Annotated in this window: 25 protein-coding genes; 12 read left to right on the top strand and 13 right to left on the bottom strand. The window is 38.7% G+C overall.

The window, feature by feature from the left end; all coding sequences use genetic code 11:
• Positions 1-3: 3 nt before the first annotated feature.
• From zwf to DK924_RS04710, 5 genes are all read right to left on the bottom strand, one after another.
• Complete coding sequence (gene zwf, locus DK924_RS04730; protein ID WP_109874468.1) at positions 4-1,476, bottom strand: glucose-6-phosphate dehydrogenase; 1,473 nt, start codon at positions 1,474-1,476, stop codon at positions 4-6.
• A 236-nt stretch (positions 1,477-1,712) separates the two neighbouring features.
• Positions 1,713-3,359 carry a glucose-6-phosphate isomerase gene (gene pgi / locus DK924_RS04725; protein WP_109874467.1) on the bottom strand — a complete coding sequence of 549 codons (1,647 nt, stop codon included), beginning with the start codon at positions 3,357-3,359 and terminating at the stop codon, positions 1,713-1,715.
• A 310-nt stretch (positions 3,360-3,669) separates the two neighbouring features.
• Positions 3,670-5,925, bottom strand: a complete 2,256-nt coding sequence (locus DK924_RS04720; protein ID WP_109874466.1) for an aminotransferase class V-fold PLP-dependent enzyme — start codon at positions 5,923-5,925, stop codon at positions 3,670-3,672.
• A 107-nt stretch (positions 5,926-6,032) separates the two neighbouring features.
• On the bottom strand, positions 6,033-7,109 hold the full coding sequence (locus DK924_RS04715; RefSeq protein WP_008113005.1) for an AI-2E family transporter: 1,077 nt from the start codon (positions 7,107-7,109) through the stop codon (positions 6,033-6,035).
• Positions 7,102-7,320 (bottom strand): hypothetical protein, encoded by a 219-nt coding sequence (locus DK924_RS04710; RefSeq protein ID WP_109874465.1) that lies wholly within the window; start codon positions 7,318-7,320, stop codon positions 7,102-7,104. The genes DK924_RS04715 and DK924_RS04710 overlap by 8 nt, the downstream gene beginning before the upstream one ends.
• Before the next feature lie 143 nt (positions 7,321-7,463).
• Here DK924_RS04710 and DK924_RS04705 point away from each other — a divergent pair, with 143 nt between their 5' ends.
• Genes DK924_RS04705 through DK924_RS04685 form a run of 5 tightly spaced genes read left to right on the top strand, consistent with a single transcriptional unit; the run spans position 7,464 to position 10,984 of the window.
• A complete protein-coding gene (locus tag DK924_RS04705; protein WP_008113002.1) occupies positions 7,464-8,108 on the top strand; it encodes a hypothetical protein in 645 nt (214 codons plus the stop codon).
• A 12-nt stretch (positions 8,109-8,120) separates the two neighbouring features.
• Positions 8,121-9,578, top strand: a complete 1,458-nt coding sequence (locus tag DK924_RS04700; protein ID WP_008113000.1) for a M48 family metalloprotease — start codon at positions 8,121-8,123, stop codon at positions 9,576-9,578.
• A 55-nt stretch (positions 9,579-9,633) separates the two neighbouring features.
• Positions 9,634-9,981, top strand: a complete 348-nt coding sequence (gene arsC / locus DK924_RS04695; RefSeq protein ID WP_036932810.1) for an arsenate reductase (glutaredoxin) — start codon at positions 9,634-9,636, stop codon at positions 9,979-9,981.
• A complete protein-coding gene (gene wrbA / locus DK924_RS04690; protein WP_008112996.1) occupies positions 9,981-10,535 on the top strand; it encodes an NAD(P)H:quinone oxidoreductase in 555 nt (184 codons plus the stop codon). The genes arsC and wrbA overlap by 1 nt, the downstream gene beginning before the upstream one ends.
• Positions 10,532-10,984: a DUF2069 domain-containing protein gene (locus DK924_RS04685; RefSeq protein WP_008112994.1), complete on the top strand. Its 453-nt coding sequence runs from the start codon at positions 10,532-10,534 to the stop codon at positions 10,982-10,984. The genes wrbA and DK924_RS04685 overlap by 4 nt, the downstream gene beginning before the upstream one ends.
• A 63-nt stretch (positions 10,985-11,047) precedes the next feature.
• On the opposite strand, the gene DK924_RS04680 is transcribed toward DK924_RS04685, so the two are convergent.
• Both DK924_RS04680 and DK924_RS04675 read right to left on the bottom strand, forming a co-directional pair.
• On the bottom strand, positions 11,048-12,385 hold the full coding sequence (locus DK924_RS04680) for an ankyrin repeat domain-containing protein (protein WP_109874464.1): 1,338 nt from the start codon (positions 12,383-12,385) through the stop codon (positions 11,048-11,050).
• A gap of 210 nt (positions 12,386-12,595) precedes the next feature.
• Positions 12,596-13,189 (bottom strand): phospholipid-binding protein MlaC, encoded by a 594-nt coding sequence (locus tag DK924_RS04675; protein WP_036932808.1) that lies wholly within the window; start codon positions 13,187-13,189, stop codon positions 12,596-12,598.
• A 246-nt stretch (positions 13,190-13,435) separates the two neighbouring features.
• On the opposite strand from DK924_RS04675, the gene DK924_RS04670 reads away from it, so the two are divergent.
• Together DK924_RS04670 and DK924_RS04665 are read left to right on the top strand one after the other, a co-directional pair.
• Complete coding sequence (locus DK924_RS04670) at positions 13,436-13,972, top strand: acyloxyacyl hydrolase (protein WP_010388480.1); 537 nt, start codon at positions 13,436-13,438, stop codon at positions 13,970-13,972.
• Positions 13,973-14,061: 89 nt separating this feature from the next.
• A complete protein-coding gene (locus DK924_RS04665) occupies positions 14,062-14,211 on the top strand; it encodes a DUF2897 family protein (protein WP_109874463.1) in 150 nt (49 codons plus the stop codon).
• Positions 14,212-14,243: 32 nt separating this feature from the next.
• Here the strand turns inward: DK924_RS04665 and DK924_RS04660 are convergent, their stop codons facing one another.
• Together DK924_RS04660 and bamC are read right to left on the bottom strand one after the other, a co-directional pair.
• Positions 14,244-15,632 (bottom strand): YjiH family protein, encoded by a 1,389-nt coding sequence (locus DK924_RS04660; RefSeq protein WP_109874462.1) that lies wholly within the window; start codon positions 15,630-15,632, stop codon positions 14,244-14,246.
• A gap of 65 nt (positions 15,633-15,697) precedes the next feature.
• The gene (gene bamC, locus DK924_RS04655) at positions 15,698-16,756 is read right to left on the bottom strand and encodes an outer membrane protein assembly factor BamC (RefSeq protein WP_008112982.1); all 1,059 of its coding nucleotides are present in this window, start codon (positions 16,754-16,756) and stop codon (positions 15,698-15,700) included.
• A gap of 354 nt (positions 16,757-17,110) precedes the next feature.
• Between bamC and DK924_RS04645 the strand changes: the two genes are divergently transcribed.
• Together DK924_RS04645 and bcp are read left to right on the top strand one after the other, a co-directional pair.
• The gene (locus DK924_RS04645) at positions 17,111-17,644 is read left to right on the top strand and encodes a glycine cleavage system protein R (RefSeq protein ID WP_008464556.1); all 534 of its coding nucleotides are present in this window, start codon (positions 17,111-17,113) and stop codon (positions 17,642-17,644) included.
• 10 nt (positions 17,645-17,654) lie between these two features.
• The gene (gene bcp / locus DK924_RS04640) at positions 17,655-18,134 is read left to right on the top strand and encodes a thioredoxin-dependent thiol peroxidase (RefSeq protein ID WP_109874461.1); all 480 of its coding nucleotides are present in this window, start codon (positions 17,655-17,657) and stop codon (positions 18,132-18,134) included.
• A gap of 143 nt (positions 18,135-18,277) precedes the next feature.
• Here bcp and DK924_RS04635 read toward each other — a convergent pair whose 3' ends face one another.
• Both DK924_RS04635 and DK924_RS04630 read right to left on the bottom strand, forming a co-directional pair.
• The gene (locus DK924_RS04635) at positions 18,278-19,882 is read right to left on the bottom strand and encodes a M56 family metallopeptidase (RefSeq protein WP_109874460.1); all 1,605 of its coding nucleotides are present in this window, start codon (positions 19,880-19,882) and stop codon (positions 18,278-18,280) included.
• An 11-nt stretch (positions 19,883-19,893) separates the two neighbouring features.
• Positions 19,894-20,274, bottom strand: a complete 381-nt coding sequence (locus tag DK924_RS04630) for a BlaI/MecI/CopY family transcriptional regulator (protein WP_008109979.1) — start codon at positions 20,272-20,274, stop codon at positions 19,894-19,896.
• 256 nt (positions 20,275-20,530) lie between these two features.
• On the opposite strand from DK924_RS04630, the gene DK924_RS04625 reads away from it, so the two are divergent.
• Positions 20,531-20,977 (top strand): hypothetical protein, encoded by a 447-nt coding sequence (locus tag DK924_RS04625; RefSeq protein WP_109874459.1) that lies wholly within the window; start codon positions 20,531-20,533, stop codon positions 20,975-20,977.
• A gap of 72 nt (positions 20,978-21,049) precedes the next feature.
• Here the strand turns inward: DK924_RS04625 and DK924_RS04620 are convergent, their stop codons facing one another.
• The gene (locus DK924_RS04620) at positions 21,050-22,528 is read right to left on the bottom strand and encodes an ABC transporter substrate-binding protein (RefSeq protein ID WP_109874458.1); all 1,479 of its coding nucleotides are present in this window, start codon (positions 22,526-22,528) and stop codon (positions 21,050-21,052) included.
• A 957-nt stretch (positions 22,529-23,485) separates the two neighbouring features.
• Here DK924_RS04620 and DK924_RS04610 point away from each other — a divergent pair.
• Both DK924_RS04610 and DK924_RS04605 read left to right on the top strand, forming a co-directional pair.
• A complete protein-coding gene (locus tag DK924_RS04610; protein ID WP_055013378.1) occupies positions 23,486-23,788 on the top strand; it encodes a hypothetical protein in 303 nt (100 codons plus the stop codon).
• 15 nt (positions 23,789-23,803) lie between these two features.
• Positions 23,804-24,076 (top strand): hypothetical protein, encoded by a 273-nt coding sequence (locus DK924_RS04605; RefSeq protein WP_109874456.1) that lies wholly within the window; start codon positions 23,804-23,806, stop codon positions 24,074-24,076.
• Between the two features lie 129 nt (positions 24,077-24,205).
• Here DK924_RS04605 and queE read toward each other — a convergent pair whose 3' ends face one another.
• Entirely contained in the window at positions 24,206-24,871 is a 666-nt protein-coding gene (gene queE / locus DK924_RS04600) for a 7-carboxy-7-deazaguanine synthase QueE (RefSeq protein WP_055013381.1), read from the bottom strand.
• Positions 24,872-25,012: the final 141 nt, after the last annotated feature.

Here is a 25,012-nt window from a genome sequence, read left to right as displayed (position 1 = left end):
TATTTATGCCTTATCACCGGTGTTAAACCAAACATGATTATTCTCTGCTAATAATTCATCGGCGTCTTCAGGCCCCCAACTACCCGCTCGGTACAATGAAGGTTTACCCTTTTCTTGCCAACGTTCAATTATTGGATCAATCCACTTCCACGCTTGACGAACTTCGTCGCGGTGAATGAATAATGAAGGATTATTAGCCGCTGCATCAAGCATTAAACGCTTGTAAGCATCTGAATGGAAACCATTACTATACGCTTGTGACAATTCAATATTCATCGTTACAGGTTCAAGTTGCATATCTAAGTTATCAAGACGCTTTGACATCAGCGTTAATTGAATACTTTCTTGAGGCTGTAAACGAATAACCAAACGATTTGGTTCAATATTGCCTACGCTGTCTTCATACACGTTATGCGATACTTTTTTATATTCAACCACAATTTCAGCGCAGCGCTTCGCCATTCGTTTACCGGTGCGCAGATAAAAAGGCACGCCTGCCCAGCGCCAGTTATCAATATGCGCACGAATAGCCACGAAAGTTTCGGTTTTACTCGCTCCCTCGTTTAGCTCTTCAAGGTAACCTGGAACTATTTTACCGTTTAAATCACCGGGTACGTACTGACCACGAATAATATGATTATCTACATCCGTACCTTCAAGTGGACGTAAAGCTTCTAATACTTTTAATTTTTCGTTACGGATGCTGTTAGCATTTAACTTATGTGGTGACTCCATAGCCACTAGACAAAGTAGTTGTAACAAGTGGTTTTGCACCATGTCACGTAAAGCACCGGCTTTGTCATAAAAACCTGCACGGCTTTCAAGTCCTACTGTTTCTGACAAGCTAATTTGAATATTATCAATCGATTTAGCATCCCACATGTTCTCAAATAATGAATTTGAAAAACGCAGTGCCATTAAGTTTTGCACCGTTTCTTTACCTAAATAGTGGTCAATACGGAAAATTTGTTCTTCGTTAAAGTACTGTGCAATTTTCGCATTAATTACTTCTGCTGACTCACCGCAGTAACCAATTGGTTTTTCTACTACAACACGCGAGTTCGCAGTAATTAGTTTTTTCGTTGATAATATTTCACAACAGGTGCCATAAACAGCAGGTGGGAGAGATAAGTAAAATACTCGTGATTTATCGTTGTCATCTTCATTTAGAATTTTTTTCAGTACATCCCAGTTATCATCCGCTTCGGTGACATTGCTCACTACGGGTACTAAAAAGTCTGAGAACGATTTCCAATCTTTTGCGTTATATTCGCCTTCGCTTAAAAATTCTTGTAACGCTTTGTGTGCAGTATCGATGTATTCATCGCATTTACTTTGTTCGCGCACGGTAGGCAAAATACGTGAGCCTTGCGGTAAGTTACCTTCTTGATATGCTCGATACATTGCAGGAAGTAATTTGCGTAACGCAAGATCACCACCGCCCCCAAAAATTATAATATCAAAAGGATTAAGCATAGTTACTCTCTACGTTTATGCTACCTGCCACTACCGTATTGGTAATCAGTTATAGCGGTTTATTATCTGGATAATGTAGGCCTCAGCACAAAGCCTACTAATTGTTGTTCGTTATATGCGCCATAAAAAATGGGTCTAGGGACACTGTAATTCCTCTCACAAAAATACAGGCCCTAGGACTCCAGCGCTACCCGTTCAAAGGTATTTGGTTACTTATTGTGTAATAAGTGAATATGTTACTGCGTACGGTATTGTTTGTAGTACGCCATTAAGCCTTGTGTTGAGCTGTCGTGCTCATTAACCACGTTATCATCGGTTAATTCAGCTTCAATTTTAGATGCTAACCCTTTACCAAGTTCTACGCCCCACTGATCAAATGAGCATATTTGTAAAATAATACCGTGACAAAAAATCTTGTGCTCATACAGTGCAATTAATCGACCGACCGCTTTTGCATCAATCGTGTCTAATAATATAGACGTTGTTGGGCGGTTACCTTGGTGAATTTTATGCTTTAGCAGCATTTCAATTTGTGCAGGCGTTTTGCCTTTGGCTGTTAAATCAGCCGTTATCTGCTGTGCATCGACCCCGTTCATTAGTGCTTCGGTTTGTGCAAAAAAGTTCGATAATAAAATATCGTGATGCTTATCTACGTTAACCTGAGGCTTTACAGAGCCAATAAAGTCAGCGGGAACAATGACATTACCTTGGTGCAAACATTGATAAAACGCATGCTGACCGTTTATCCCTGTCATACCCCAAATGATTGGCACGGTAGTGTATGGCACTGTTTGCCCATCAAAGGTTACATGTTTACCATTACTTTCCATTTCACCTTGTTGCAAATATGCTGGCAACATATGCAGGGCTTGGTCATATGGCAAAATAGCTTGCGAATCAAACCCTAAAAAGCTGGTATTCCAAACACTGAGTAGCGCCATAATTAAAGGAATATTCTTTTCTAGCGGCGCCGATTTAAAGTGCTCATCAACTTCAAACGCTCCCTCTAAAATGGCCTCAAATGCTTCAAACCCAGCATAAAGTGCAATAGGTAAACCAATGGCACTCCAAAGTGAAAAACGACCGCCAACCCAATCCCACATTGTAAATACGTTTTCGTCACTAATACCAAATGCAGCAGTTTTTTCTAAATTAGTGCTTACTGCAACAAAATGCTTTGCTATAGCGCTGTCATCCTTTGCACTGTCTAAAAACCAATCAACCGCTGTTTTTGAGTTAGTCATGGTTTCTGAGGTAGTAAATGTCTTTGACGAAATTACAAATAACGTGGTTTCAGGATCTACTTTATCTAATACTGACGCAATTTGTACGCCATCTGCGTTTGAAACATAGTGAACGTTTAATGGCTTATCAACCACTGCTTTAAGTGCTTCAGTTGCCGTTTGCGGCCCTAAGTTTGAACCACCAACACCAATGCTAACCACATCTTTTACCGCTTTTCCGGTGTAACCTAGCCATTGACCACTTCGCACTTTTTCAACAAAGGTCTTAATTTTGGCAAGTTCGCTATCGACCGCTTCTGTAATATTTTCGCCGTCAACAATAAGCGGTGTATGAGCACGATTTCTAAGCGCAGTATGTAAAACCGCACGGTCTTCGGTGATATTAATTTTTTCACCGGTAAACATTTTCTCACGCCATGCTTCAATATCGCATTCTTTCGCTAATGAAATTAATTGACCAAATACGTTTTCATCTATGCGTTGTTTTGAGTAATCAAACAACACACCTGGAATTTGAGTAGAGAATTGAGAAAAACGAGAATCGTCTTGTGCAAATAAAGTTTTCAGATGTGTTTGTGTCATCTTTTGTGCACTATTTTCTAGTGCTTGCCAACTTACTAACTCAGAACGGCTCGCCATGTAAACATCCCCTAATTAATTAATCTATTGATTTTAAGCATTTTATTTTATTTTTTACGACACTGAACAAGCGATTTTTGTAAAAAGCAAAGCCCAACATTATAGCTTAAATGGTCTAAATTGCGTTATTTTTATAAGCTTTGATGCAGATAATAGCGCAATTTTTTGCTTTTGACACCGGTATCATAAAATTAAAAATTGAATTTAACAACTGTTCACCCCCTCTGCACAATGAACATTTTATTAATCTTCGATTAAAGCAGACAAAAAAAAGACCGACACATGTCGGCCTTTTTCTTTTATTAAACTATTAGCTGGTCAATGCTAAACCACCCGATAAGTTAAAAACGCGGTTATAACCAAGTTCAATTAAGTTTGCCGCCGCAATTTTTGAACGATTTCCACTGCGACACACCAATATGTATTGATTGTTTTTATCTAGTTGCCCTTGGGTGAGTGCATTGGCCATTCGGCTTAGAGGAATATTTAAAGTTTTAGCCTCAGGCACATTAAGCAATCCACTGATATTGTTAGCGCCATGCTCATAAGGCTCTCGGGTATCAATTAAATATACACTGTTATGTGAGAGCATTTCCTTCGCTTGATTAAAACTAAGCTGCGAAGTTTCGACTTTAGGCTTTGCATTAACATAACCACAAAACGAATTTGCTAATGTGTGTTGTTGTGAGTCTGCTTGTTGTTTTTGCATGGCAAATTCAGTATGGCTGATATCACCTTCAATAAGCGCTTTTAATAAAGGTGTTTGCTGCTGTTGCACAGCCCAATTCATGGCGAAACACTGTTGATAATCATGCCCAGAGCACACCACGCTTTGCGAATTAAGCTCTGCAGTTAACTTAGTCAAAGAGTCTGCCATCTGCATCGCATCTCCCCCATCAAGTACTGTATTACCAAGCCCCGCAGGTAAAATTAAATCACCACAAAAACAGTACTGTACATCGCCGTTATTAGCCTTTAATAAATAACTCACGCTATCTTGGCTGTGTCCAGGCGTCGCTAGCTTTTCAAGTACTTGTTCGGTTAGTTGCAATTGTTCACAATTAACAGGCCAGCCTAATTGATCAACTTCACCAGCAACTAAATTTGTTTTGAGTGCGCTGCGCATTAAATCAAGAGCACAGTGACGATCTTGGTGCTCATGCGTGTTTAAAATAGCAGTAATAGTTAAATTTTGTGTATTCACTATTTTTTCAAATCGAGGGATCAGTTCAATAATTGGGTCAATAATAATTGCCTGTTGATCATCAGCTACATACAACCAACTGCAAGCACCTTGGTGTCTAAATTGGGTAAGCCCCAAGGCACATACTTCTTGTGCTACTAAGCTACTATCAGAAATAACCAAACAATTTGCTTGTAACACTGTTTTAAGTGCGCGAATTTGTTCACATGCATAATCTATTTGCGCCATAGTGGCGGCAGGTCCAAACGATAAACGAATCGCGTTTTCACTTTGCCACTGTGACACTCCCATCGCATCAAGCACAAAACTTTGGGTTGCGCCCGTGCTACAGGCTGAGCCACCGCTGACTCTAATACCTGCAGCGTCAAATAAATCAATAACTTCTTTACTGGTTAAATCATTAACTGCAAAGTTTAGTGTTGTGGGCACTGAGCAGGCAAAATCATGATTAAAGGTAATACTTCCAAAGGTGTCAACTAAAGCGCTATGCAGTTTATCGCGATACAAATTAAGTACATCAGCTGATTTAAAAGTATCGTCTTGCTTATCAAGCAGCAAACTAAACAGCTTATTAAGCCCAGCAATACCGGGCAGGTTTTCTGTACCTGAACGCATGCCACTTTCTTGGCCTCCACCAGCTATAAACGGCGTGTATGGGCTTCCTTTACGAATATACAATAAGCCGATGCCTTTAGGTGCATAGAGCTTATGTCCTGAAAATGGCGCATAATCAATCGTGGTTTTGCTTAGGTTGAGTTGTTGTTTACCCAGTGCCTGCACACAGTCAACCATCCAAGTCACATCGTTATTACGACTGCGGATCACCTTTTCTATAGCACTTAAATCTTGGTATACACCGGTTTCATTATTAACAGCCATAGTACAAATCATCAGGGCGTTATCAATATGCTGAGCAATAAAGTCTAAATCTAAAATACCGTCTCGGTTAACCGGAATAGCAATAATTTCAGCATTAATTTCAAGCACGGCATTCCAATGTTTTAATGTATTAGGCACCGCTTTATGCTCAGTTGCTCCATACAATAAAACCGGTTTAGATTTTGTGTGCTGTTTGGCATTAATTAAGGTTGATACGATAGCAGTTTGAATACCTTCGGTCGCACCTGAGGTAAATAATATATCGCCCTGCTGCGCACCAATCACGCTGCGCGCTTTTTGCCTCGTTTGTTCTAATAAGTGTTTGGCTTGAATACCGGTTATATGGGGACTTGAGGGATTACCAAAACAAATTTGCATCGCATGGCACACCACCTCTGCAATACATGGCAATACAGGTGTGGTCGCATTTGCATCAAGATAAACTTGGTTGTTGGGTTCATCTGGCAATAAAAACTCTGACATTAAAAACGCACCTTATTACTAAAAAATATATCTTATTCCCAATAGTACATAGTTTTAAAAGGAATGAATAATAATCTTTAGTAATTAAAGTGCGTTTACTATACTTTTTAGTTACCGAGCTCTTCTGCGAGTTCTTCATGTGTGGATGACCACGCCTTAATTAGCGCTTTTACTAATGATGCTAATGGAATAGCAAAAAACACCCCCCAAAAGCCCCACAGCCCACCAAAAAATAACACGGCGACAATAATAAACACCGGATTTAAATCAACCGCTTCAGAGAACAATAAAGGGACTAACACATTGCCATCAAGCGCTTGAATAATGCCGTAAATAATTAAAATGGTCCAAAACTGGGTTTCTAAACCAAACTGAAACAGCGCCACCGCCGCCACAGGTATAGTCACCAGCGCAGCACCAACAAATGGAATGAGCACCGAAAAGCCAACTAACACACCTAACAGCGCCGCATAACGTAAATCCAATACCGTAAAGGCAATAAAAGACACCGAGCCAATAATTAAAATTTCGAATACTTTACCCCGAATATAATTCATTATTTGCTGATTCATTTCATGCCACACTTGCAAAATTAAGCGTCGTTGGCGCGGGATCAGTTTAGCAATGCTGGCACTGAGCTCTACTTTGTCTTTCAGCATAAAAAACACCAGTAGCGGTACTAAAATAAGATAAATTAACCACGCAACAGCATCTTTTAATGAATTGAGCGATGCCGACAGCACCACTTGGCCAAATTCAAGCACTTTGGTCTCTACCGTTACCACAATAGACTGTACTTGCTCTGCGCTAATTAGGCTGGGATATTTAGCTGGAAGGTCGAGTAAAAACGATTTACCTTGTTCAACCATATGCGGTGTTTCTTGCACTAAGTTACTACTTTGCTGCCAAAGCACCGGGCCAATAACTAATATTAAGGTGAGCATAATACCAATAAATATCAGCATGACTATGCTAGTGGCAGTAAAACGCTTTAAGCCAAATCGCTCCAAGTGAACTACAGGCCAATCTAACAAATAAGCAATGATCAGCGCCACTAACACAGGCACAATTAATGGGCCAAAAAAGTACAACATGGCAACCAGTGCCAATAATAAAAAAAGTAAAGTTACTGAATTAGGATCAGAAAACTTTTTTTCATACCATGCTTTTACATATTCAAACACGCAACGGCTCCACTAATAACAACGCTTGTTGTTTATTTAACTTGTAATAATACATTTTTTTTTGCAAATATCGTTCAATATCATCTGTATTTTGCTCGTTTGAGATATTAAAGGTAATTGCTTGTTTTAACGATATTGCCTCACGCAGCCCTAATTTAAACTGAATAAATTGCTGAGGGCATTTATAAGCGCGCAAATCTAGCTCTAGCATACTCGTTTCACTACCTGTTCACATTAATAATAAGTCCTATACCTGGGCTAACTAAGATTAACCGCAGTTAAATTTAACTTTTTCTTAAAACAACCTCTGCAATGGTTTATCCTTATAGCATAGTTAGCTAAAAGGATACGTTAATGCCTAATTCGCATAATAAAGCGCAATTGCCTAGCAATCCAACTCTCAAAGAAATTAATTGGTTTAAAAAACAAATTAATTGGGGGGAGCTGCCGCATTTTTATCATTTAGTAGCTTCGTCGGTAAGTGAATGTGAAAGTATTTTAGATCACGGCTTTGATAATGCCATTAAGCGTATCATCGATAAACGCAATTGGAATCTAGAGGCGCTGGGTATCGACCCAAACGAGCTTTTTGAGAAAGAAAGTAATAACAAGCCACGAATTTCGTTGCATCAAGTATTTACCGAGCGCGGTTTTGAACTACAAGCGTTCCCTTTTTCCCATGATACTACCATCGATAGATACGCTCGACATGATGAGTCAATGGAATTTATATTATGGGATCCATTGACTATGAAAACCGTTATTCGCATTAATCAATTACACAAATTTATTGGTTTTTACTTAGACCAAGGCGATGAAGCAGACAAGGCACTTATTTTACATTCACATAAAGTAGTTCATAAAATTATTGCTTTTTTACAAACTCAATTGAACATTGTTAAGGTTGATGGGGTCACAATAAAGTCGTTTTACCAACTATGTGAAAAGGACAGCCGTTTATACACCGATGATCCAACTAGTGCCTCTGATAAAAAATAAACAAGGAATATAATGCAGCTAAAATCAGCCTTTATCACTTTATGCAGTGCAGTGCTTACATTTAGCCTGCTAATGAGTGAGCCGTTAAAGGCACAAACCAACCTTCAACTGCCCGACTTAGGCACGTCTGCGCTGCAGGCTTTACCATTGGAGAAAGAAAAGGCAATTGGTGAAGTGATGATGATGCAGATCAGAGGTTCTTCGCCATTAATTAACGATCCGGTGCTTGATGAATACCTAACAACCTTAGGCCGAAAGTTGGTTGCGAACGCCAATGATGTACGCTTTGGCTTTTCTTTTTTTTGGTTAAATAACCCTGAAATTAATGCTTTTGCATTTTATGGCGGTCATGTAGGTGTGCATACAGGCTTAATTGCTCAAGCCGATAACGAAAGTCAATTTGCTTCAGTGCTTGGTCACGAAATTGCGCACGTAACACAACGCCACTTAGCAAGGCGTATTCAGCAACAACAAGACAATAGCGGTCTAACCATTGCCGGTATGATAGCCGGTATTTTAGCAGCCGTTGTAGCCCCAGATGCAGGTATGGCGATTATTTCAGCCAGCCAAACCCAGTCGGCATTTAGCCAACTCACCCATAGCCGCTCTGCGGAACAAGAAGCCGATAGAATTGGTATGCAAACCCTTAACAATGCGGGGTTTGACGCCCGAGCTTCCAGTGAATTTTTAACTAAGCTTGCAGCGCAAATTCGCTATAAATATAAACCCCCGGCATTTCTACTGACTCACCCGCTGCCAGAAAGCCGCGTGTCGGATGTACGTTTGCGCGCCGAGCAATATCCAAAACGCCAAGTAGGCTCTAGCCTGGATTTTAATTTAGCTAAAAGCCGTGTACTGGCACGTTACGATAACAAGCCAGAAAATGCAGAGGCCCTATTTAGAAAGTTAATGCGCGAAAATACTTATAACAACGTAGCGTTACAATATGGATTAGCTATCAGCTTAATCGATCAAAAGAAAACGGAGGAAGCGCAGCCTATCTTGGACGAGCTATTAGCTAGCGATCCTAAAAACTTATTTTATATTGATACAAAAACAGATTTACTCATTGCACAAAAAAAAGCAGCTAAAGCAGTTAGTTATTTAAGTGAATTAAATAACTACCGGCCAAACAACCAAGTGATCACTTTAAATTATGCAAACGCCGCGTTGGAAGCTGAGCAATATGAGTTAGCCGAAAATGTATTAAAATCGTTTTTATTGGAGAAGCCAGATCATAGTTTGGGTAAGCAGCTTTTGACCGACGCCTATAAAAAACAAGAAAAATTAGCCGCATATCACGAAGCTAACGCCGATGTGTTATCGCAATATGGCGCATATTTAAAAGCAGCTGACGAAATACAAAAAGCACTTAATTTTGTTGAGCCAAATGAAAATGTAAAACAACAACGTTTAAAAGCGTTACTCACACAATATCGGTTATTGCAAAAAGAGCTAGCAAGGCTTTAAGTCTTTAGTGAGTTCACCTAAAATAGCCGCAATTTATACTTTGGATGTACTTTTTATGTCAGTTACTATTTATCACAATCCGCGTTGTTCAAAATCGCGCGAAACCCTTAACCTATTACAAAGTAAAAACATCGAACCGAGTGTTGTTGAATACTTAAAAACACCGCTTTCTCATGAGCAAATTAGTACCTTAGTTTCTCAACTGGGGTTTAATTCGGCCCGAGATTTAATGCGCACCAAAGAAGAACAATATAAAGCACTGAATTTAAAAGATGAAAATAGCGAGTCGGTGCTTATTGACGCTATGGTCGAAAACCCAAAACTAATTGAGCGCCCAATTGTAGTAAATAACAATAAAGCAGCACTAGGTCGCCCGCCTGAAAACGTATTAAGCGTTCTATAATGAGCACAACCATCGTGGTGCTGTACCACTCAAGCCATGGCTCGGTAGAAGCCATGGCGCATGAAATAGCAGAATCGATAGAACAACAAGGTGCAACCGCCTTGCTGCGTACGTTTGTAGCTAAAAACCCGCATGACATTGTGATCAGTAAAGACGATTTAGTTGCCTGTGATGGGCTTGCATTTGGTACGCCAACCCGCTTTGGCATGATGGCCGCACAAGCAAAAACATTCTGGGAAACCACCAGCGATCTTTGGCTTAAAGGTCAACTTATCGATAAACCTGCTTGTGTGTTCTCATCATCGAGTAGTATGCATGGGGGCAATGAAGCAACCCTACTAAACTTGTCACTGCCGTTATTGCATCACGGGATGATGTTAATGGGGGTACCTTACGATGTACCAGAGTTACTTGGCACCGAGACAGGAGGCACACCTTACGGCGCTTCCCACGTAGCAGGCAGCAGTAACAGCTCTACCCTAAGTAAAGATGAAATTAAAATATGTCAAAGCGTAGGCAAACGCTTGACTCAAGTAGCGAGTAAACTTAAATGACCCAAAATAGCGAGTCTGCTAAAAAGCCAGTGACCGTAAAATTTCAGCGCCTAGCCCTATTTGGTTATTTTGGCCTGCTTATTTTAATGCCACTATGGATGTTTGTGTTAGCACCGAGAGAGGGTCACAGTAACGCCTTTCTATTTTTAGTCTATGTGCTACCGCTATTATTACCTTTAAAAGGCATACTACAAGATAAAACCTACACCTATGCATGGGCTAACTTCATTGTTATGTTTTATTTTATCCATGGTTTTACATTGCTATGGGTTGCTCAAGATGAGTTAGTATGGGTATTGCTAGAGTTACTATTTGCCTCATCTATGTTTATTGGCTGTACTTACTATGCACGCCATAGAGGACAAGAGCTTGGACTTAAAATTCGTAAGCTTAAAGATGAGCTTGCTGAAGAAAAAGCAGCGCATGAACACGATAAAAACAACTCATAGCTATCAGCTCAGAACATAAAAAACGCGCTTTATTAGCGCGTTTTTTTATAATTAAGTAAGTGGTTAAACTAACTCACTTAAAGCTGCTAGTCCCACTATACACGCTAAACCTAGCTGGGATACAAGGCTAAAAACCGACATCATTCTTAATAAAAACAACCCCCAAGGGTGCTTTACGTGCGGATACAACGAACAGCGCTTTAAATTTGTTGCAAAGAAAAAACATACCACCGCCGTCATGGTCATAAAAAGAGTGAGCTCACTTTTTATAGTGATATTTTCATCAAAAAAGAAAAACAACTGTAGCGGTAACAATAAAGCCACAACCGCATGTAATACATGCACTTTTTTAATTCGATCTAACTGCCCTTCTGGCGATAATTCTTTAATACCAAAATCACGTTCAAGGCATTTAACTAAGTTACTGGCTTTGATGCTTACAGCTAAACGGTAACAACTTAATCCGTCGTTATTACGCGCTCTAAAATCATACCCTGCTTTAAGCAATAAAATCATTAACGATTCATTTTTACTCATCACCGCGTAATGCAGCGCTGTATTACCTTTAATGTCTACGGCTTTTTTATCTTGGTATTGCAGGAGCATTTCTACTACATTTACATAGCCTTTTTCTGCAGCCCACATAAATGCTGTTTTGTTATCTTCATCGGTCAAGGTACCCGTCGCACCTTGTTCAATAAAGCGCATAGCCATGGTTTGCTTAGCTTTTTTCTTGTTTAAATGGGCAAGTAAGGCATTTTCTAACAACACAATAGAATCAACATCAGGCGAAACCTGAGTTAATAAAGTAAAGTAATCTTTGCCTGCAGCTACCTTTTCGCTAGTAAGCTCTGCTAAATATTCAATGTCTGCAATCGACTGAGGAATATGCGCACTTAAACGCTCTCTAAAGTCGACCTCTTGCCAAATAGACAAGGTATCTGCAGCTGACAGCTTAGCACCCTGTTCAAGCGCATGTTCTATCAAAGTAAAAAAACGTTTACTAAAAAACAGACTGATTAATGAAAGCGGCGTTTCAATATTATTTTGTGCCGATACACTTGCGTATTTTTCAAGTCGCTGACACAACATTAAAACAATATTTTCTATACTGTAATCATTGGCAAAATAATGCTCTTTAAGTGCAGCAATATAGACTTGTGCATCTTCATCATATTCACAGATATGCTGAAAATAACATTCTTCAAACGGCTCTAGGGGGGTTAACCAGGTTAAATAATAAATTGGGGGCAAAACCGTAGTACAAACACCATCATCTTCTTCAGTAGAGCGACAGGCAGGCCAAGCTTCTAAAGCATCTAAAATGAAGGCACCGTTTTGTTCAACCAGCCCTTTGACCAATAACGGGTATTCCTTTGGCCAAATTAGTACATTTTCCATTAAAACAACACAACTCCAGTGTAGCTCGGGTGAGTGGTCAGTTATAACAGTTTTTAGCTGACACCACGCTTAATCAAAGAAGTCGATATTCTAACACAGCTTGGTAGTCAAGCTAGCGTAAACTCATGCAATATAGACCAAAATACAAAAGCAGCTAACGACATGCGCCATCAGCTGCTTTTACGGTTGGAGCTTTTAATTGCAAAGGAACTAACTTTGCTGCAGTTCTGCTGTGACTTGGTCTAATCCCACATCAGAAATTCGTTGAATGATCTCTTTTTGCTTAGCACTGAGTAACGAAATTCCCTCAGCAACAATATCGTATACTTTCCATTGCTGATCATTCCCCAAACGCAGTTTAAAGTGCAGATCTATGGTGGGTTTATTAGTTTCAATAATTTGCGTTTTAACAGTGGCAAATTTAGAGTCGCTTGCTGCGGCGTCTTGCTCAAATATTACATCTTGCCCTGTATACTTCATTAGTGCACTCGCATAAGTACCCGTTAAGTAATGCTCTACCGCACCAATAAACGCAACGCCCTGCTCGCGGTTGATACCTTTAATATGTTTACCTAATAATTTAAACGACACAAACTTAATATCAATATGTGGCATCAAACGCTGCTCAACAATTAAAGACATCGCTTCTTTGCTGGCATTACCTTGCGCATTTACCTGCCCAATATCGTTAAATAATGATTCGGCTACAGTTTGCAATAATTGTTTAGGTGACGGCTGAGTTTGTGCATACAAAGCACTACTGAAAAAAACAGCAACAACCACTAAAAGCTTTATAAGTTTCATAATAAATGGATAGTTTAAATAATTAAGTTTAGCGTAATTTACGCAAATAACAGGCAACAAAAAAGGCATAAATAAGCACCTTATTAATGCCCAATTAGCACCAATATAATTAGTTAAATAAATTCAATCAGTTAAAGTGTTCAGTTAACAAGCCATCTACAAGCGGATTTTTGTCCTCATTGAAAACAGTAATTCACCGCCCTTATCATTTAATTACTAATTTAATTTCCCCCGTAGTTGGCCATTATGAAAACCTCATATAATATGATTTCTATTATTGTTTTTTGTTTATTTTTACTGACAACTCATGCAGCCTATGCATCCCCAAACCATGGCTACGCTGTAGACTTATTAAAAGGCGAAGGCAATGTAACTGGAGTAAAGCTTGCGTATCAGTATCATCCAGAGGGTGCGCAAAACTTTGTGGGTGATGCCCGCTTTTACCTTGAAAGCAGCATTAACCTGTGGCATTACCGCCATGATCAACAGTCACAATCAAACCTGGTGTTAGCTGTTTCGCCAGTAGTGCAGTTCCCAGCATTTAGCCTATACAATACGCCATTTTATGTAGAGGCTGGTATTGGCTTTTCCTTACTTGATGAACGCTATTTTGCCGATAAAAACCTAAGTACTCACTACCAGTTTGAAGACAGAATAGGTCTAGTGGCGGATTTTGGTGAAACCAATGTAGCGCTGCGAATTATTCACTATTCAAACGCCGGATTTAAATCTCCCAACCCAGGGATTAACTTTTTAACCTTGTCGGTGGCACAACGTTTCTAATTGCTTATTTACAGCTCTAGAGAGCATTGCAGCTTTTATTTAATGTGGTCATAATAAATAACCGCTTAATAAAATATAAGAGCATCGTAATGCAAATTTGGCAAATCGTACTCGTTATCTCGATTGTACTGGCTATTGTTATCGGCAATTTAGTACTGCTGCGCTTAAGTGCAAAAAGCGAGTTTAAACCCTCAGTATCAATTTCATCAACGCAAGACAAAGAAACAAAAAAGCCCTGAATATTCAGGGCTTTTTTCGTTTAAATCATTACTTAGCCAACTAACCAGTGCGCCATTAAGGCAATAACTGGCAAGGTTACTAAAGTTCTGAGAATAAAAATAATAAATAACTCAAAAATATTAACCGGTATTTTACTACCTAATAAAAGTGCGCCCACTTCAGACATATAAATAAGTTGCGTTACACTCATTGCCGCAATAATAAAACGTGTTACATCGCTTTCAATTGAGCCTGCGGCTAAAATAGACGGAATAAACATATCTGCAAATCCCACCATAATCGTTTGCGCCGCCATTTCAGCTTCAGGTATTTGTAGTAATTCTAAAAATGGAATGAACGGCATACCTAAATATTGAAATATTGGCGTGTACTCAGCAATAATTAAAGCAAATGTACCCACAGCCATTACCACAGGTAATACTGCAAACACCATATCGAATGCGTTGTGTAAGCCCTCTTCAATTGTGCCTTTTAAGCCTGGTGCTTTTTCTGCTTTAGTTAATGCAACATCAAGTGAATGCTTAAATAATGTTTTGCCTTCAGGGACTAGCTCGGCGTTGCCATCAGGTTGTTCACCATCAATAAGCACGTCCTTTTTAAAACGCAGTGGTGGTAAACGCGGAACAATTATTGCGGCCACTACACCCGCTAAACACACGGTTAGGTAAAAAGGTGCAAATAAGTATTCAAGCTTTACTTGGCCAATAACAACCAAACAAAAGGTAATTGATACAGCAGAGAAAGTGGTACCAATAATCGCAGCTTCACGTTGAGTATAATATTTATCTTCATACTGACGCGCAGTCATTAAAATACCCACGCTACCATCACCTAACCATGAAGCAACACAATTAACTGCACTGCGCCCTGGCACCCCAAACAATGGACGCATTACTTTAGTAAGTAAGGTACCCACCAGCTCAAGTAAACCAAAATTAAGTAATAACGGCAGTAATAAGCCCGCTAAAATAAACACCGAAAACAACACCGGTAATAAATCTTTTAATACTAGCAAGCCAGTATTTTCTGAGGTAATAGCATGCGGCCCAACTTGAAAATAAGTTAAAAGCACAAACGCCATACCAAACAACCGTGTTACTAACCAAATCCAACTCACATTAAACAAATGATTTAATAAGCGAAATTTGGTTAAGCTTTTCGGTTTAAAGACACTAAACACCAGCGACATAACGCCAGTAATACAAATAATTGTGGCTATTAGTCCTAGCGCTATATCACTGAATGAGGCTTGAATTGCCTTGGCCATTACCGCGATAGGAATTGTCATTATTTCACCAGACGGTACTGGCGTCATAAACAAAAACACACCGATTAAAGAAGGAATTAAAAAAACCAACCAAACTTTCAAATCATAACTTTTTTGAACGGGTGCTGGGCGTGATGAATCTAACTGAGACATATTTTCAACCTGTAAAAACCACAAAAAGAGCTAAGTGCTCTTTTTGTAGTAAATATTTATAATTATTAAATTTTAATACCGCGCTTAATTAACGCCGCTTCTAATGCTTGTTGCAAACCATTCATGGTACCTGGTTCAAGCGTTTCGCCTTTGTCATCCATCCACGTTAGACTGGTGCCACCTTGCTTGGTTTTGCTAACCAAAATTTGGTATTGACCTTCATCAATTGGAAGCTCTGTTGGTTCATCGCCCCAAATTGAATCCCACACACTGCTTTCTACTTTCGCATAATCTGCTGTAATTAAACCTGTCTCTTGGTTTATTTCAACAATAGTAAAAGATAAGCGCTCTAAGAATCCAGAAAAGCGATCGAATACCGTATCGTAAGCCTGCTCAGTAACAAGTGCTGCATTGCCTTTGTTGTCAAATCCAAGTTCTAATGAAATTATTCCTTGGCGCTTACGCATATCAACTTCAAGTTGACGATAGCGATAATCAAATTCACTCACCACTTGATTAAGGGCGCGCACTTCTAGCTGTTGTTTTAATAAATCAGTCAGAGGTTTATCACCTTTGAAATCAATAAGCTCAGCCGTTAATGATGCTGTGCGTTGATGCTCTTTTTCTTCAATAGTAAATTTAAAACGCTCTAAATCAACACTTTCATCATCGCCCCATAACCAGCTTTCTTCTGGCTTAACAATGGCGTACCAATCTGTTTCCAGTGTTCCTTGCATTTTGTTTTGTTGTGTCGCGCTAATGTTGTTATCAGCAAGCACTGCTTGAATCGAGTCCCAAATGAATACATCTAAATCGTCAATGCCATCATTTTTATCAAAATAAATACGTGCTTGTTTATCTGCTTCCTCAACCCAACTGCCTTTAGCAATGGTTAACACTTGCGCCGGCGGGCGATAGTTTGTTGCCTCCGGATTATTATCATATTGACCCACATCCATCTTATAAACAGGATCTTGAGCGGGTTGTGATAACGAAGCAGGTGTTTTAACCGGCTCATGAGCGCGGTAATTACGCTCATTATGGGCATCACTCGTAAATACACTACACCCTGACAAACTTACCAATACACTTACTGCTAGTGCTTTTGGGATCCAATACTGCACAGATAATTCTCCTTAGCATACCCTTAATTGTTTTAACAAATATATGAGTGGGTAATACCGATTTGGTTCAGTGTAAAATCAATATTAACTTTACATTTATAATTTGCTTATCTAACTGCATTAAGCCAACAAGATGACCGACAGACTAGGCTACAAATAGACACATTTTTGCTATGGTACTTTCACAAGCTTGTAAAAACAAGAAACACTGCACTATTAACCGCCTAAAATTAACCGTCACTGTAGTTTAACGCGGATTTTGTGTTAAACTTTGCCGCCGTGCAACGCTACGTGTTTATTTTTTGTTGCCAAGTCGGTTGTTATCATCCAAGTAACTTAGGTACTTTAAAACCCATGACTGCATTTTCAAATCATCAAATTGTTTTAACCGCAATTGGCGAAGATAGATCGGGCATCGTTAGTGAGCTTACGCAACTCGTCAGTGATTGCCACTGTAATATAATAGATAGTCGCATTGCTATTTTAGGTAACGAACTTACTTTTATTATGCTACTTAGCGGTGATATGTCAGCCATTAGCCGTATTGAGCATACACTCCCTACCAAAGGTATGGAGCTTGGCCTGCTTACTATGATGAAACGCACTTCAAGCCACAACCAAAGCGAGTTTTGTGCAGGCTACACCCTAGAATACACTGGCATAGACACCCCTGGCACCTTGAGTAAAGTAACACGCTTTTTTGCAGATAATAATATTAATATTTGCTCACTAAAGTCAGATACCTACGAAGAAGAAACTGAACTTAAAATGCGCTGTGAACTTGAATTTAATATTCCCGTTGACGTTGACATTGACCAATTTAAAATTAGTTTTGAAAACCTTTCGCACGTTTTAAACGTAGATTACATCTTTCGACGTATTCGCTAAGGAGTTTAGCATGAACAAAATTACCCCATTACAAAGTGGCGACACAGCACCGACTTTTAGCTTACAAAACCAAAATGACGAAACCGTTGTGCTCAGCGAGTTATTAAAAGAAAAACAAGTGCTGGTATACTTTTACCCTAAAGCGTCAACGCCTGGCTGTACCGTACAAGCCGAAAACCTGCGTGATCAACAAGCCGAGCTTGCTAAATTTAACACTCACGTGGTTGGCATAAGCCCAGATCCAATTAAGCGCCTTAAAAACTTTGAAACTAAAAAAGAGCTTAACTTTGACTTACTTTCTGACGAAGATCATGCCATTGCTGAGGCATTTGGGGTGTGGGGCTACAAAAAATTTATGGGCAAAGAATATGACGGGATTCACCGCCTTACTTTCTTAGTAGGCCAAGACGGTAAAATTAAACACTTGTTTGATAAATTTAAAACCAAAGATCATCACCAAGTGGTGTTGGACTATCTAGCCGCTGAATAAAGGCTAAAGGCTAAAGGCTAAAGGCTAAAGGCTAAAGGCTAAAGGCTAAAGGCTAAAGGCTAAAGGCTAAAGGCTAAAGGCTAAAGGCTAAACAAGATAAAAAAAGCGTTGCTCAAGGGCAACGCTTTTTTGTATTTGCTTATTTATAATTTAGCTAATAACGGTGATTGTGGAATACCTACTCGAGGAAGTAGAGCCGGTGTTACCGCAAAGGCTGCTGGTAAACGTCCTTTTAACTCAGCCATTTTTGTTTGATTATTTTGCTGATCGTAGATGTAGTATTTTAAAACATCACCATAAGCACTTCCCTCTAAACTAGCTTGTTGCAGCGTGTCTAATGCTTTATCGTAATCTGCGCTATAAATATAAGCTAATGCTAAGTTCCCAGCAGAACCTTCGTGTAAGTTACCGTCAAGCTCTCTAGACAACCCCTCTAATTCAGCTATAGCCAGTTCATAACGACCTAGTTGTATGTAGGCATTAGCAAGCGAGTTTTTCGTAAAATATGGCGGGTTGCTTCCTGCTGGATACCATGTTTCGTAAGCACTTAAGATATCTTCATATTGTTCAAGTTTAGAAAAAACATGAACGAGTAAAGTATAACTTTCTAATTTAATTTTTCCCTCTTCAAAACCTGATAGCACATCTCTATTTGCATACCATTTTTGAATATTTTTTGCCGTTTGTATTAGTTGTGTTGATTGATCACTTTTTGCATCACCAGCTACCTCTAAAAGTTGCGCTAACTGTTGGTTATACTGATTACTAGCTGCGGGCTGTTTTTGCGCACTATGTTGTTCATTCTTTGGATTTTCATCAACAATTTGTGCTGCTGCCAACGCGCTAAAAGACAGTGCAGCCAAAGCCATTACCATATGTTTACTTTTCATTGTTTTTTCCTTGTTTAACATTTTAATCCTTTGAATATTAAAACTCTTTGAGTGTTCAATATTCAAAAGAGGGGGAGTGAAAAAGTTATATTTAGATTTTTTTTCATGCTCAGAGAGTAACAAACTGGCTAAATCTAACTGATACTTACCTTTGAGTTTACGCATACATTTTTCGTCACAACTAAGCTCTAACTGCTCTTTTGCCAAACGCGCTAGTTTTGAGCATATTGGGTTCCACCAAAAAACACTTTCTATAAAGCAAATTAGCCATGTCCAATAAATATCACCTTGTTGTAAGTGCGTTAATTCGTGCTCAATAACAGAGTTTAATTCTTTTCGATTTTCCATCTCAGGAGTAAGCCAAACAACCGGATTGACTAATCCTGTTGCAAAAGCAGGCCCTCCAATTGAGGTGAATCTTATTGGATATATACAGTTTGCTCGTTTTGAAGTGCTATATAAGCTTGAGTTAGCTTTTAAGTTTTTGACTAACTTTACATACATAGCAACACGCAATGTAAACAAGCCAATTCCACTAAACAGCAATACACTAAAAATATGGTTTAATGATGGTAACCAACTCACTGGTGCAATAATGCTACTTTCTGATGTTATGACCTGCGCATCGGTAGGGGCTATTAACGTATTTAAAAAACTAAACTCAGCAACATTAACAGTATATTGCGATGTACTTTCAAATAATGGCAATTGAGAAAAGTATTGCCAAGGAACAAACCAGGCTATTAAAGCCAGCATTATTACGTAAAAATTTAATCTAGAAGGGGCACTTTTCATCCCTAATGATGCAAGCAAACAACACACACTAATAATTGTGCAAGTTACAAAATAATCCATCATAACCTTCTCCTTTAATCTTGCTTTTTATTTTTCAGTAGCGATTGTAGGTACTCAATATCCTCGTCATTCAGCTTTTCTTCTTTAATAAAATGGGCAATTAAGCTGCGAGAGTTACCTTTAAAAAAACGCTGCATAAAGCTAGGCATTGCTTGTGCTGAAAATGCGTTTTGAGTGATCACTGATTTAAATACAATCGCTCTCCCCTCGTTCCCACAGCGTACTATCGCCTCTTTTTGCTCTAACCTATCAACGATTGTTTTTACTGTGGTGTAAGCTACTTGCTTATCTTTTTTTGTATCAGCAAGTAGGGCTTTATGTAATTGGCTAGCAGTACAAGGCTCGTGTTGCCAAAGCAACTGCATAATGTCTAATTCAAATTCACTGAGTTTCATTTTAACCTCTATTACTACACCTGTAGTTCTTAACTGTTACAAATGTAGTAATAAGCGTTCAGTGTGTCAATATAAAAATTATATAATTTAAAATAAAAAATAAATTTAGAGGTTGGTAAATACATAAACGATAAGAGGCATCATTATCGAAGTGAGCATATGTAATGAGGTGTCATTTTTTGTATTTATCGCTTTAGTACTTTAGCATTCCTGCCGATAATTAAATTAGTAACGAAAACATTATGGATAATAAACCGTGATACAGCTAAATAAACACTCAGCCTTTGACGTTAAAATTACAGCCGAAAAAACAAATATTGCACAACAAACAAAAGAAACAACTAAAAATAAGGACAACGCTGATTATCAATTATCAGACAGAGAGCGCAATAAACTCTCAGGAAAAGAGGCTGAGCAAAAAGCTGAAAAAACCACAAATTCAGAGATGCCTGAATATATTGCAAAAATGATAGAGCAACTTAAAGAGCTCAAGCAGCTGCTTGAAGAACAAAAAGAGCAACTCACTCAATTACAAGCTCAATCGGACCAAGAAGACGAGGCTATACAGGCACAAATTGAAGCACAAGCAAACATCGTTTCATCAACACAATCTCAGGTAATTGCGCTCGTGCAAATGATCAGCCAAGCCATGAAGGATGCAGGTATTACAGACGCGGGGGCACTTGTCAGTGCCATTGTTTGAATTTTCAGAGCAAAGATTTCAATAATAAATAGCCTACCCTAGCGGTTAAAAAACTACGCTGTGCTTGCGTTCTTACTTTTCACCCAACAGTGCTTGCTGATAAATTTTATTAAACTCTTCAGCAGGTAAGTCAGCCGCAAAGTGATATATATGCGCTTTGTATTTATCGCTTTGAATTAATTTTGAGAGTGTATTATTAAAATCATGAACAAATTTTATATTTTCTTCACTGCGCTCACACATTAAATGCCCAACAGTAAACGATGTATTTAATTTCAAATCAAAGGAGTGAATGTCTGCGTCTGTTATATCCTGCCAATACGTGGCTACATCGCTGGGGTATTCAATAGACGCATCAAATTCTTGCAACTTAGCTAATTGTTGTAATCTAGAGAATATATTAGTGGGCGCTGGTTTTATTTTAGTTTTATCTACTTCTTCAAGTAGAGACATAATGTCTTCGGAGAATATTCTGAATTTTGATAATCCCAACCTTAATTCACTTTGAGACACTAACTCGTCTAAATTTTTCATATGCTTAAATTCAGTTAAATCAGTAGGAGAATAAAGTCGCGGAGCGAGATACAAAGAAAACGGCTTTGATATTAAATAGCGGTTTGCTCGTTCTGGGGTGTTAATTTTATTGGCATAACAATAATTAGTGCCAAATTGAACTTCATTATTTGTATTCGGCGCTTTTACAAACTCAACTCTGTAGTCTCGCATTTCAGTCAAAATTAATTTATAAAGCTGTGCGTCGAGTGATTTTTCTTCAGTAACTGAGTTCAGTCGCAGCAAAGACTCATCGTTACTACTCAATACGATTTTTATTTTACTTGCGTCAAAGTCAGCAAACCGCGTATTGTCATAATCTGATTTATATAATTCCTGCAACCGTCCCGATGATTTTAATTTTGGCATGGTTTGGTCAAATTTTCGCGCCAAGGCTCTGCCCTTTTCATCGTTCGAAAAGGCTAAATAAATAGGCCTTGCAGGTACAAGCTCTACATAATTAAGCTTTGATTTATACTCTTTAGGAATGTTGTAGTCAAAATCAACGAAAGCATCTATACGTTTATTCAGTAGCAGAGCCACTGCGTTTTCAATAGTAGACACCGGGTAATAATCGTGTGGGTATTCAATAAACTTATCGAAATTATAGCCGTCGAGCCAGCTTAATACTTTGTTGTTAAAATCAGATAACTTATTAAAGTTATGAGTGGAATTTAAAAAATAGGCATTAATTGGATAATCATAATCTAAGTACCAATGAGGATAATAGGCTAAAGGGATATCTTCTTTAGCAACACCAATTACGAAGTCATACTGTTTTTGTTCAAATAAATTGGTAATTCGTTTGTAAGTACTAAAATCAAACTCGAGCTGTTCATCTGCATAAACTTCTTTAAGTAGATCAATATAAACGCCTGTTTCATCCGGATTGGTGTAATCAACCCAGTGAGTTACGCCAACTTTTACACTCGCAAAAGCCGAGTTTATACAAACATAAGAAAAAACAAAAAACAGTAGTAAGTATCTAGCCAAGCGCATTCTCCCGATCACTTAGTTTAATATATGCACCACCAGCGTACTTTGCAAACTTAGGTGTTAGTTTGAGGCTCAAGGCTCAAGGCTCAAGGCTCAAGGCTCAAGGCTCAAGGCTCAAGGCTCAAGGCTCAAGGCTCAAGGCTCAAGGCTCAAGGCTCAAGGCTCAAGGCTCAAGGCTCAAGGCTCAACAAAATAAAAACAAGAGCGCTGCTCAATAACAACGCATTTTAGTATCAGCTTTGCTTGAAAGTCATAGAAACTTAGTAATAGTAATATCTTAGGTAATTTGTTAAAACTATATAAATAAATGAGCGTGGCATAGTAGAAACCTGCGCGACTCGCGCACTATAAGATTATTAAATCGCTCAATAAGGACAAGTATTGAATAGATAAGAGTGCAAGGAAGGCGGGATCTTATATGCGGTATTTACTACTGTTTTATTATATTTCTTTTTTAAAATTACTTTAATTTTCTCTATGATGTTAGCTTCGGTTTCAATTTGCCTAAGCTCACTTTGGGATAATATTGATACTGCAATCACACCTTTTTATGCATTTTTAATGGTGGCAGTTTTAAGCTGTGTCTGGTTTTTTTATTGCGCGTTAAAGTACAAACGAAAAGTTGGTAAATCAACATATTTTTTATTGGCTGTTGGAGCTATGTTTTATTACTTTTGGTTCAAATGTTTTTACGGCTTTTGGCAGCTAATGAGTTATGAACAAAAAGAAATTACATTACAAGAGTTTTACGAAAAACGGGTGGTACAGAAAGGCTGAAGTTTTTGTTTGGTAATAAACTTAACCAAAATGTATTGTGCAAATCGCAATTGAACAAAACAAATTAAAAGTGGGATAAAAACAGATCGCTTTGTTCGCTCTCCACAAATTGATGCCAACTATTTTTAGCCGTTTATTTGCGTCGGCAAAATATTATATATTTTCGAAAAATGGAGTTTTAAAATGAGAAAAGAGTTCGAATTCACGGTCAAGGGTCATAAAATTAAAATTGTTAACTCATGGTTTAATGGTGCAAAACTATATGTAGATGGCGATTACCGTGATCAAGACTCTACCTTTATTGCTAACGGCAAAACGGCACTTCTTTCAGCCAAACTTGCTGATCTTGGTGTTTTAGAGATTTTCCCCATATCTGCGTTAATCTCTGTAGAAATGGATGCATTTTTAATTACGGACGATGAAAGGTTGCAAGTATACAGCTCACATAAGCGTTTAAACTTAACACAGCAGCGATTAGCAAAATAAACACATAGGTAAAATATGAGACTATTAATGGCCCCTTTATTACTCATTATTGCTGGATGCAGTAGTGTTGCGCAAAAGGATGAAACATATTCGCCGTGCTCTGAAGCATGGTTTAACCATGTTGAACAGCAAATTAATACCGGTGACGGTTATGGACATGGGCCAGACATTGGCTCTTTAGAATGGCGCTCTGTGATCATGTTTAAACTCGGTATTAGAGATAAGCCAAACGTACCAGAATTAAATACACCGCAGTGGTGCCAGTTTATTGAGGAAAATTATATTTAAAGCCTGCTTGGCTTTATGAGCTGAAATTTGTTGAGTTAGGTTGGGGTTTACTCACCCAACCTACGTAATATAACTTAACGCCAAGCAGTTTAACGCTTACAGCTAAGCACTTATAACTGCTCTTCCTGTTTAACTAATACCCAAATACTTATGTACTTGAATTGATAAACGCCAGTTTTTGGCGATACAGGTATCAATGGCTAATTTAGTTGCCGACGTTTTTTGGCTGATTGGCTGTAAATATACCAGTTTTGGGTTAACACCCGTGGCGACAAATAACTCTTCCAGTTCTTCTACGTGCTTTTGCATAGCAACCGGATGTTTAATTTCATCGGCGCGTTGCATAGCACTGCTCAATACTTTGTAACCACCACGCATATTAATTTTTGGCGATACCGTAACCCACGTTTGGGCAGGGGCGAGAATTTCAAAGGTGCCACTGGTTTCTATTTGCGTGCTAAAGCCATGATCATGCAATAAATTACATACCGGATTTAAATCGTACATGCAAGGTTCACCACCGGTGATCACAACATGCTTGGCGGTATAGCCACGGGATTTAAATAACTCCAGGACCTGCGCGGCACTGGCCTCAGCCCAATGATCTGAGTCGGCTTTTTTTTCTACCGTGTCATCTAGTGATACTTTATATACATTATCAACATCCCAGGTTTGTTTAGTGTCACACCACGAACATCCCACAGGACAACCTTGCAGGCGTAAAAATATAGACGGCGTACCGGTAAAGCTCGCTTCACCTTGAATGGTTTCAAACACTTCATTAATTTTGTACAAAAGAAATCTCACTTACAACCTGACGGCAAAATTGTTACTATTAAAAATCGCAAAGCACGGTGCAAAAATTGTCATTTATGCCTTGGCCGTGTAGTATATCGCGCCCTGATATAAACCTCTATCAAAACTAAAGAGCAAACC

Source organism: Pseudoalteromonas sp. meg-B1 (assembly GCF_003173795.1).
Classification (GTDB): Bacteria; Pseudomonadota; Gammaproteobacteria; order Enterobacterales; family Alteromonadaceae; genus Pseudoalteromonas; species Pseudoalteromonas undina.
This window is presented reverse-complemented; position numbering and strand designations above follow the sequence as displayed.

Bases quoted from the DNA above. Each gene is read 5' to 3' on its own strand.
- zwf (WP_109874468.1), bottom strand. From the start codon at position 1,476: ATGCTTAATCCTTTTGATATTATAATTTTTGGGGGCGGTGGTGATCTT.
- pgi (WP_109874467.1), bottom strand. From the start codon at position 3,359: ATGGCGAGCCGTTCTGAGTTAGTAAGTTGGCAAGCACTAGAAAATAGT.
- DK924_RS04720 (WP_109874466.1), bottom strand. From the start codon at position 5,925: ATGTCAGAGTTTTTATTGCCAGATGAACCCAACAACCAAGTTTATCTT.
- DK924_RS04710 (WP_109874465.1), bottom strand. From the start codon at position 7,320: ATGCTAGAGCTAGATTTGCGCGCTTATAAATGCCCTCAGCAATTTATT.
- DK924_RS04705 (WP_008113002.1), top strand. From the start codon at position 7,464: ATGCCTAATTCGCATAATAAAGCGCAATTGCCTAGCAATCCAACTCTC.
- DK924_RS04700 (WP_008113000.1), top strand. From the start codon at position 8,121: ATGCAGCTAAAATCAGCCTTTATCACTTTATGCAGTGCAGTGCTTACA.
- arsC (WP_036932810.1), top strand. From the start codon at position 9,634: ATGTCAGTTACTATTTATCACAATCCGCGTTGTTCAAAATCGCGCGAA.
- wrbA (WP_008112996.1), top strand. From the start codon at position 9,981: ATGAGCACAACCATCGTGGTGCTGTACCACTCAAGCCATGGCTCGGTA.
- DK924_RS04685 (WP_008112994.1), top strand. From the start codon at position 10,532: ATGACCCAAAATAGCGAGTCTGCTAAAAAGCCAGTGACCGTAAAATTT.
- DK924_RS04680 (WP_109874464.1), bottom strand. From the start codon at position 12,385: ATGGAAAATGTACTAATTTGGCCAAAGGAATACCCGTTATTGGTCAAA.
- DK924_RS04675 (WP_036932808.1), bottom strand. From the start codon at position 13,189: ATGAAACTTATAAAGCTTTTAGTGGTTGTTGCTGTTTTTTTCAGTAGT.
- DK924_RS04670 (WP_010388480.1), top strand. From the start codon at position 13,436: ATGAAAACCTCATATAATATGATTTCTATTATTGTTTTTTGTTTATTT.
- DK924_RS04665 (WP_109874463.1), top strand. From the start codon at position 14,062: ATGCAAATTTGGCAAATCGTACTCGTTATCTCGATTGTACTGGCTATT.
- DK924_RS04660 (WP_109874462.1), bottom strand. From the start codon at position 15,632: ATGTCTCAGTTAGATTCATCACGCCCAGCACCCGTTCAAAAAAGTTAT.
- DK924_RS04645 (WP_008464556.1), top strand. From the start codon at position 17,111: ATGACTGCATTTTCAAATCATCAAATTGTTTTAACCGCAATTGGCGAA.
- bcp (WP_109874461.1), top strand. From the start codon at position 17,655: ATGAACAAAATTACCCCATTACAAAGTGGCGACACAGCACCGACTTTT.
- DK924_RS04635 (WP_109874460.1), bottom strand. From the start codon at position 19,882: ATGATGGATTATTTTGTAACTTGCACAATTATTAGTGTGTGTTGTTTG.
- DK924_RS04630 (WP_008109979.1), bottom strand. From the start codon at position 20,274: ATGAAACTCAGTGAATTTGAATTAGACATTATGCAGTTGCTTTGGCAA.
- DK924_RS04620 (WP_109874458.1), bottom strand. From the start codon at position 22,528: ATGCGCTTGGCTAGATACTTACTACTGTTTTTTGTTTTTTCTTATGTT.
- DK924_RS04610 (WP_055013378.1), top strand. From the start codon at position 23,486: ATGAGAAAAGAGTTCGAATTCACGGTCAAGGGTCATAAAATTAAAATT.
- DK924_RS04605 (WP_109874456.1), top strand. From the start codon at position 23,804: ATGAGACTATTAATGGCCCCTTTATTACTCATTATTGCTGGATGCAGT.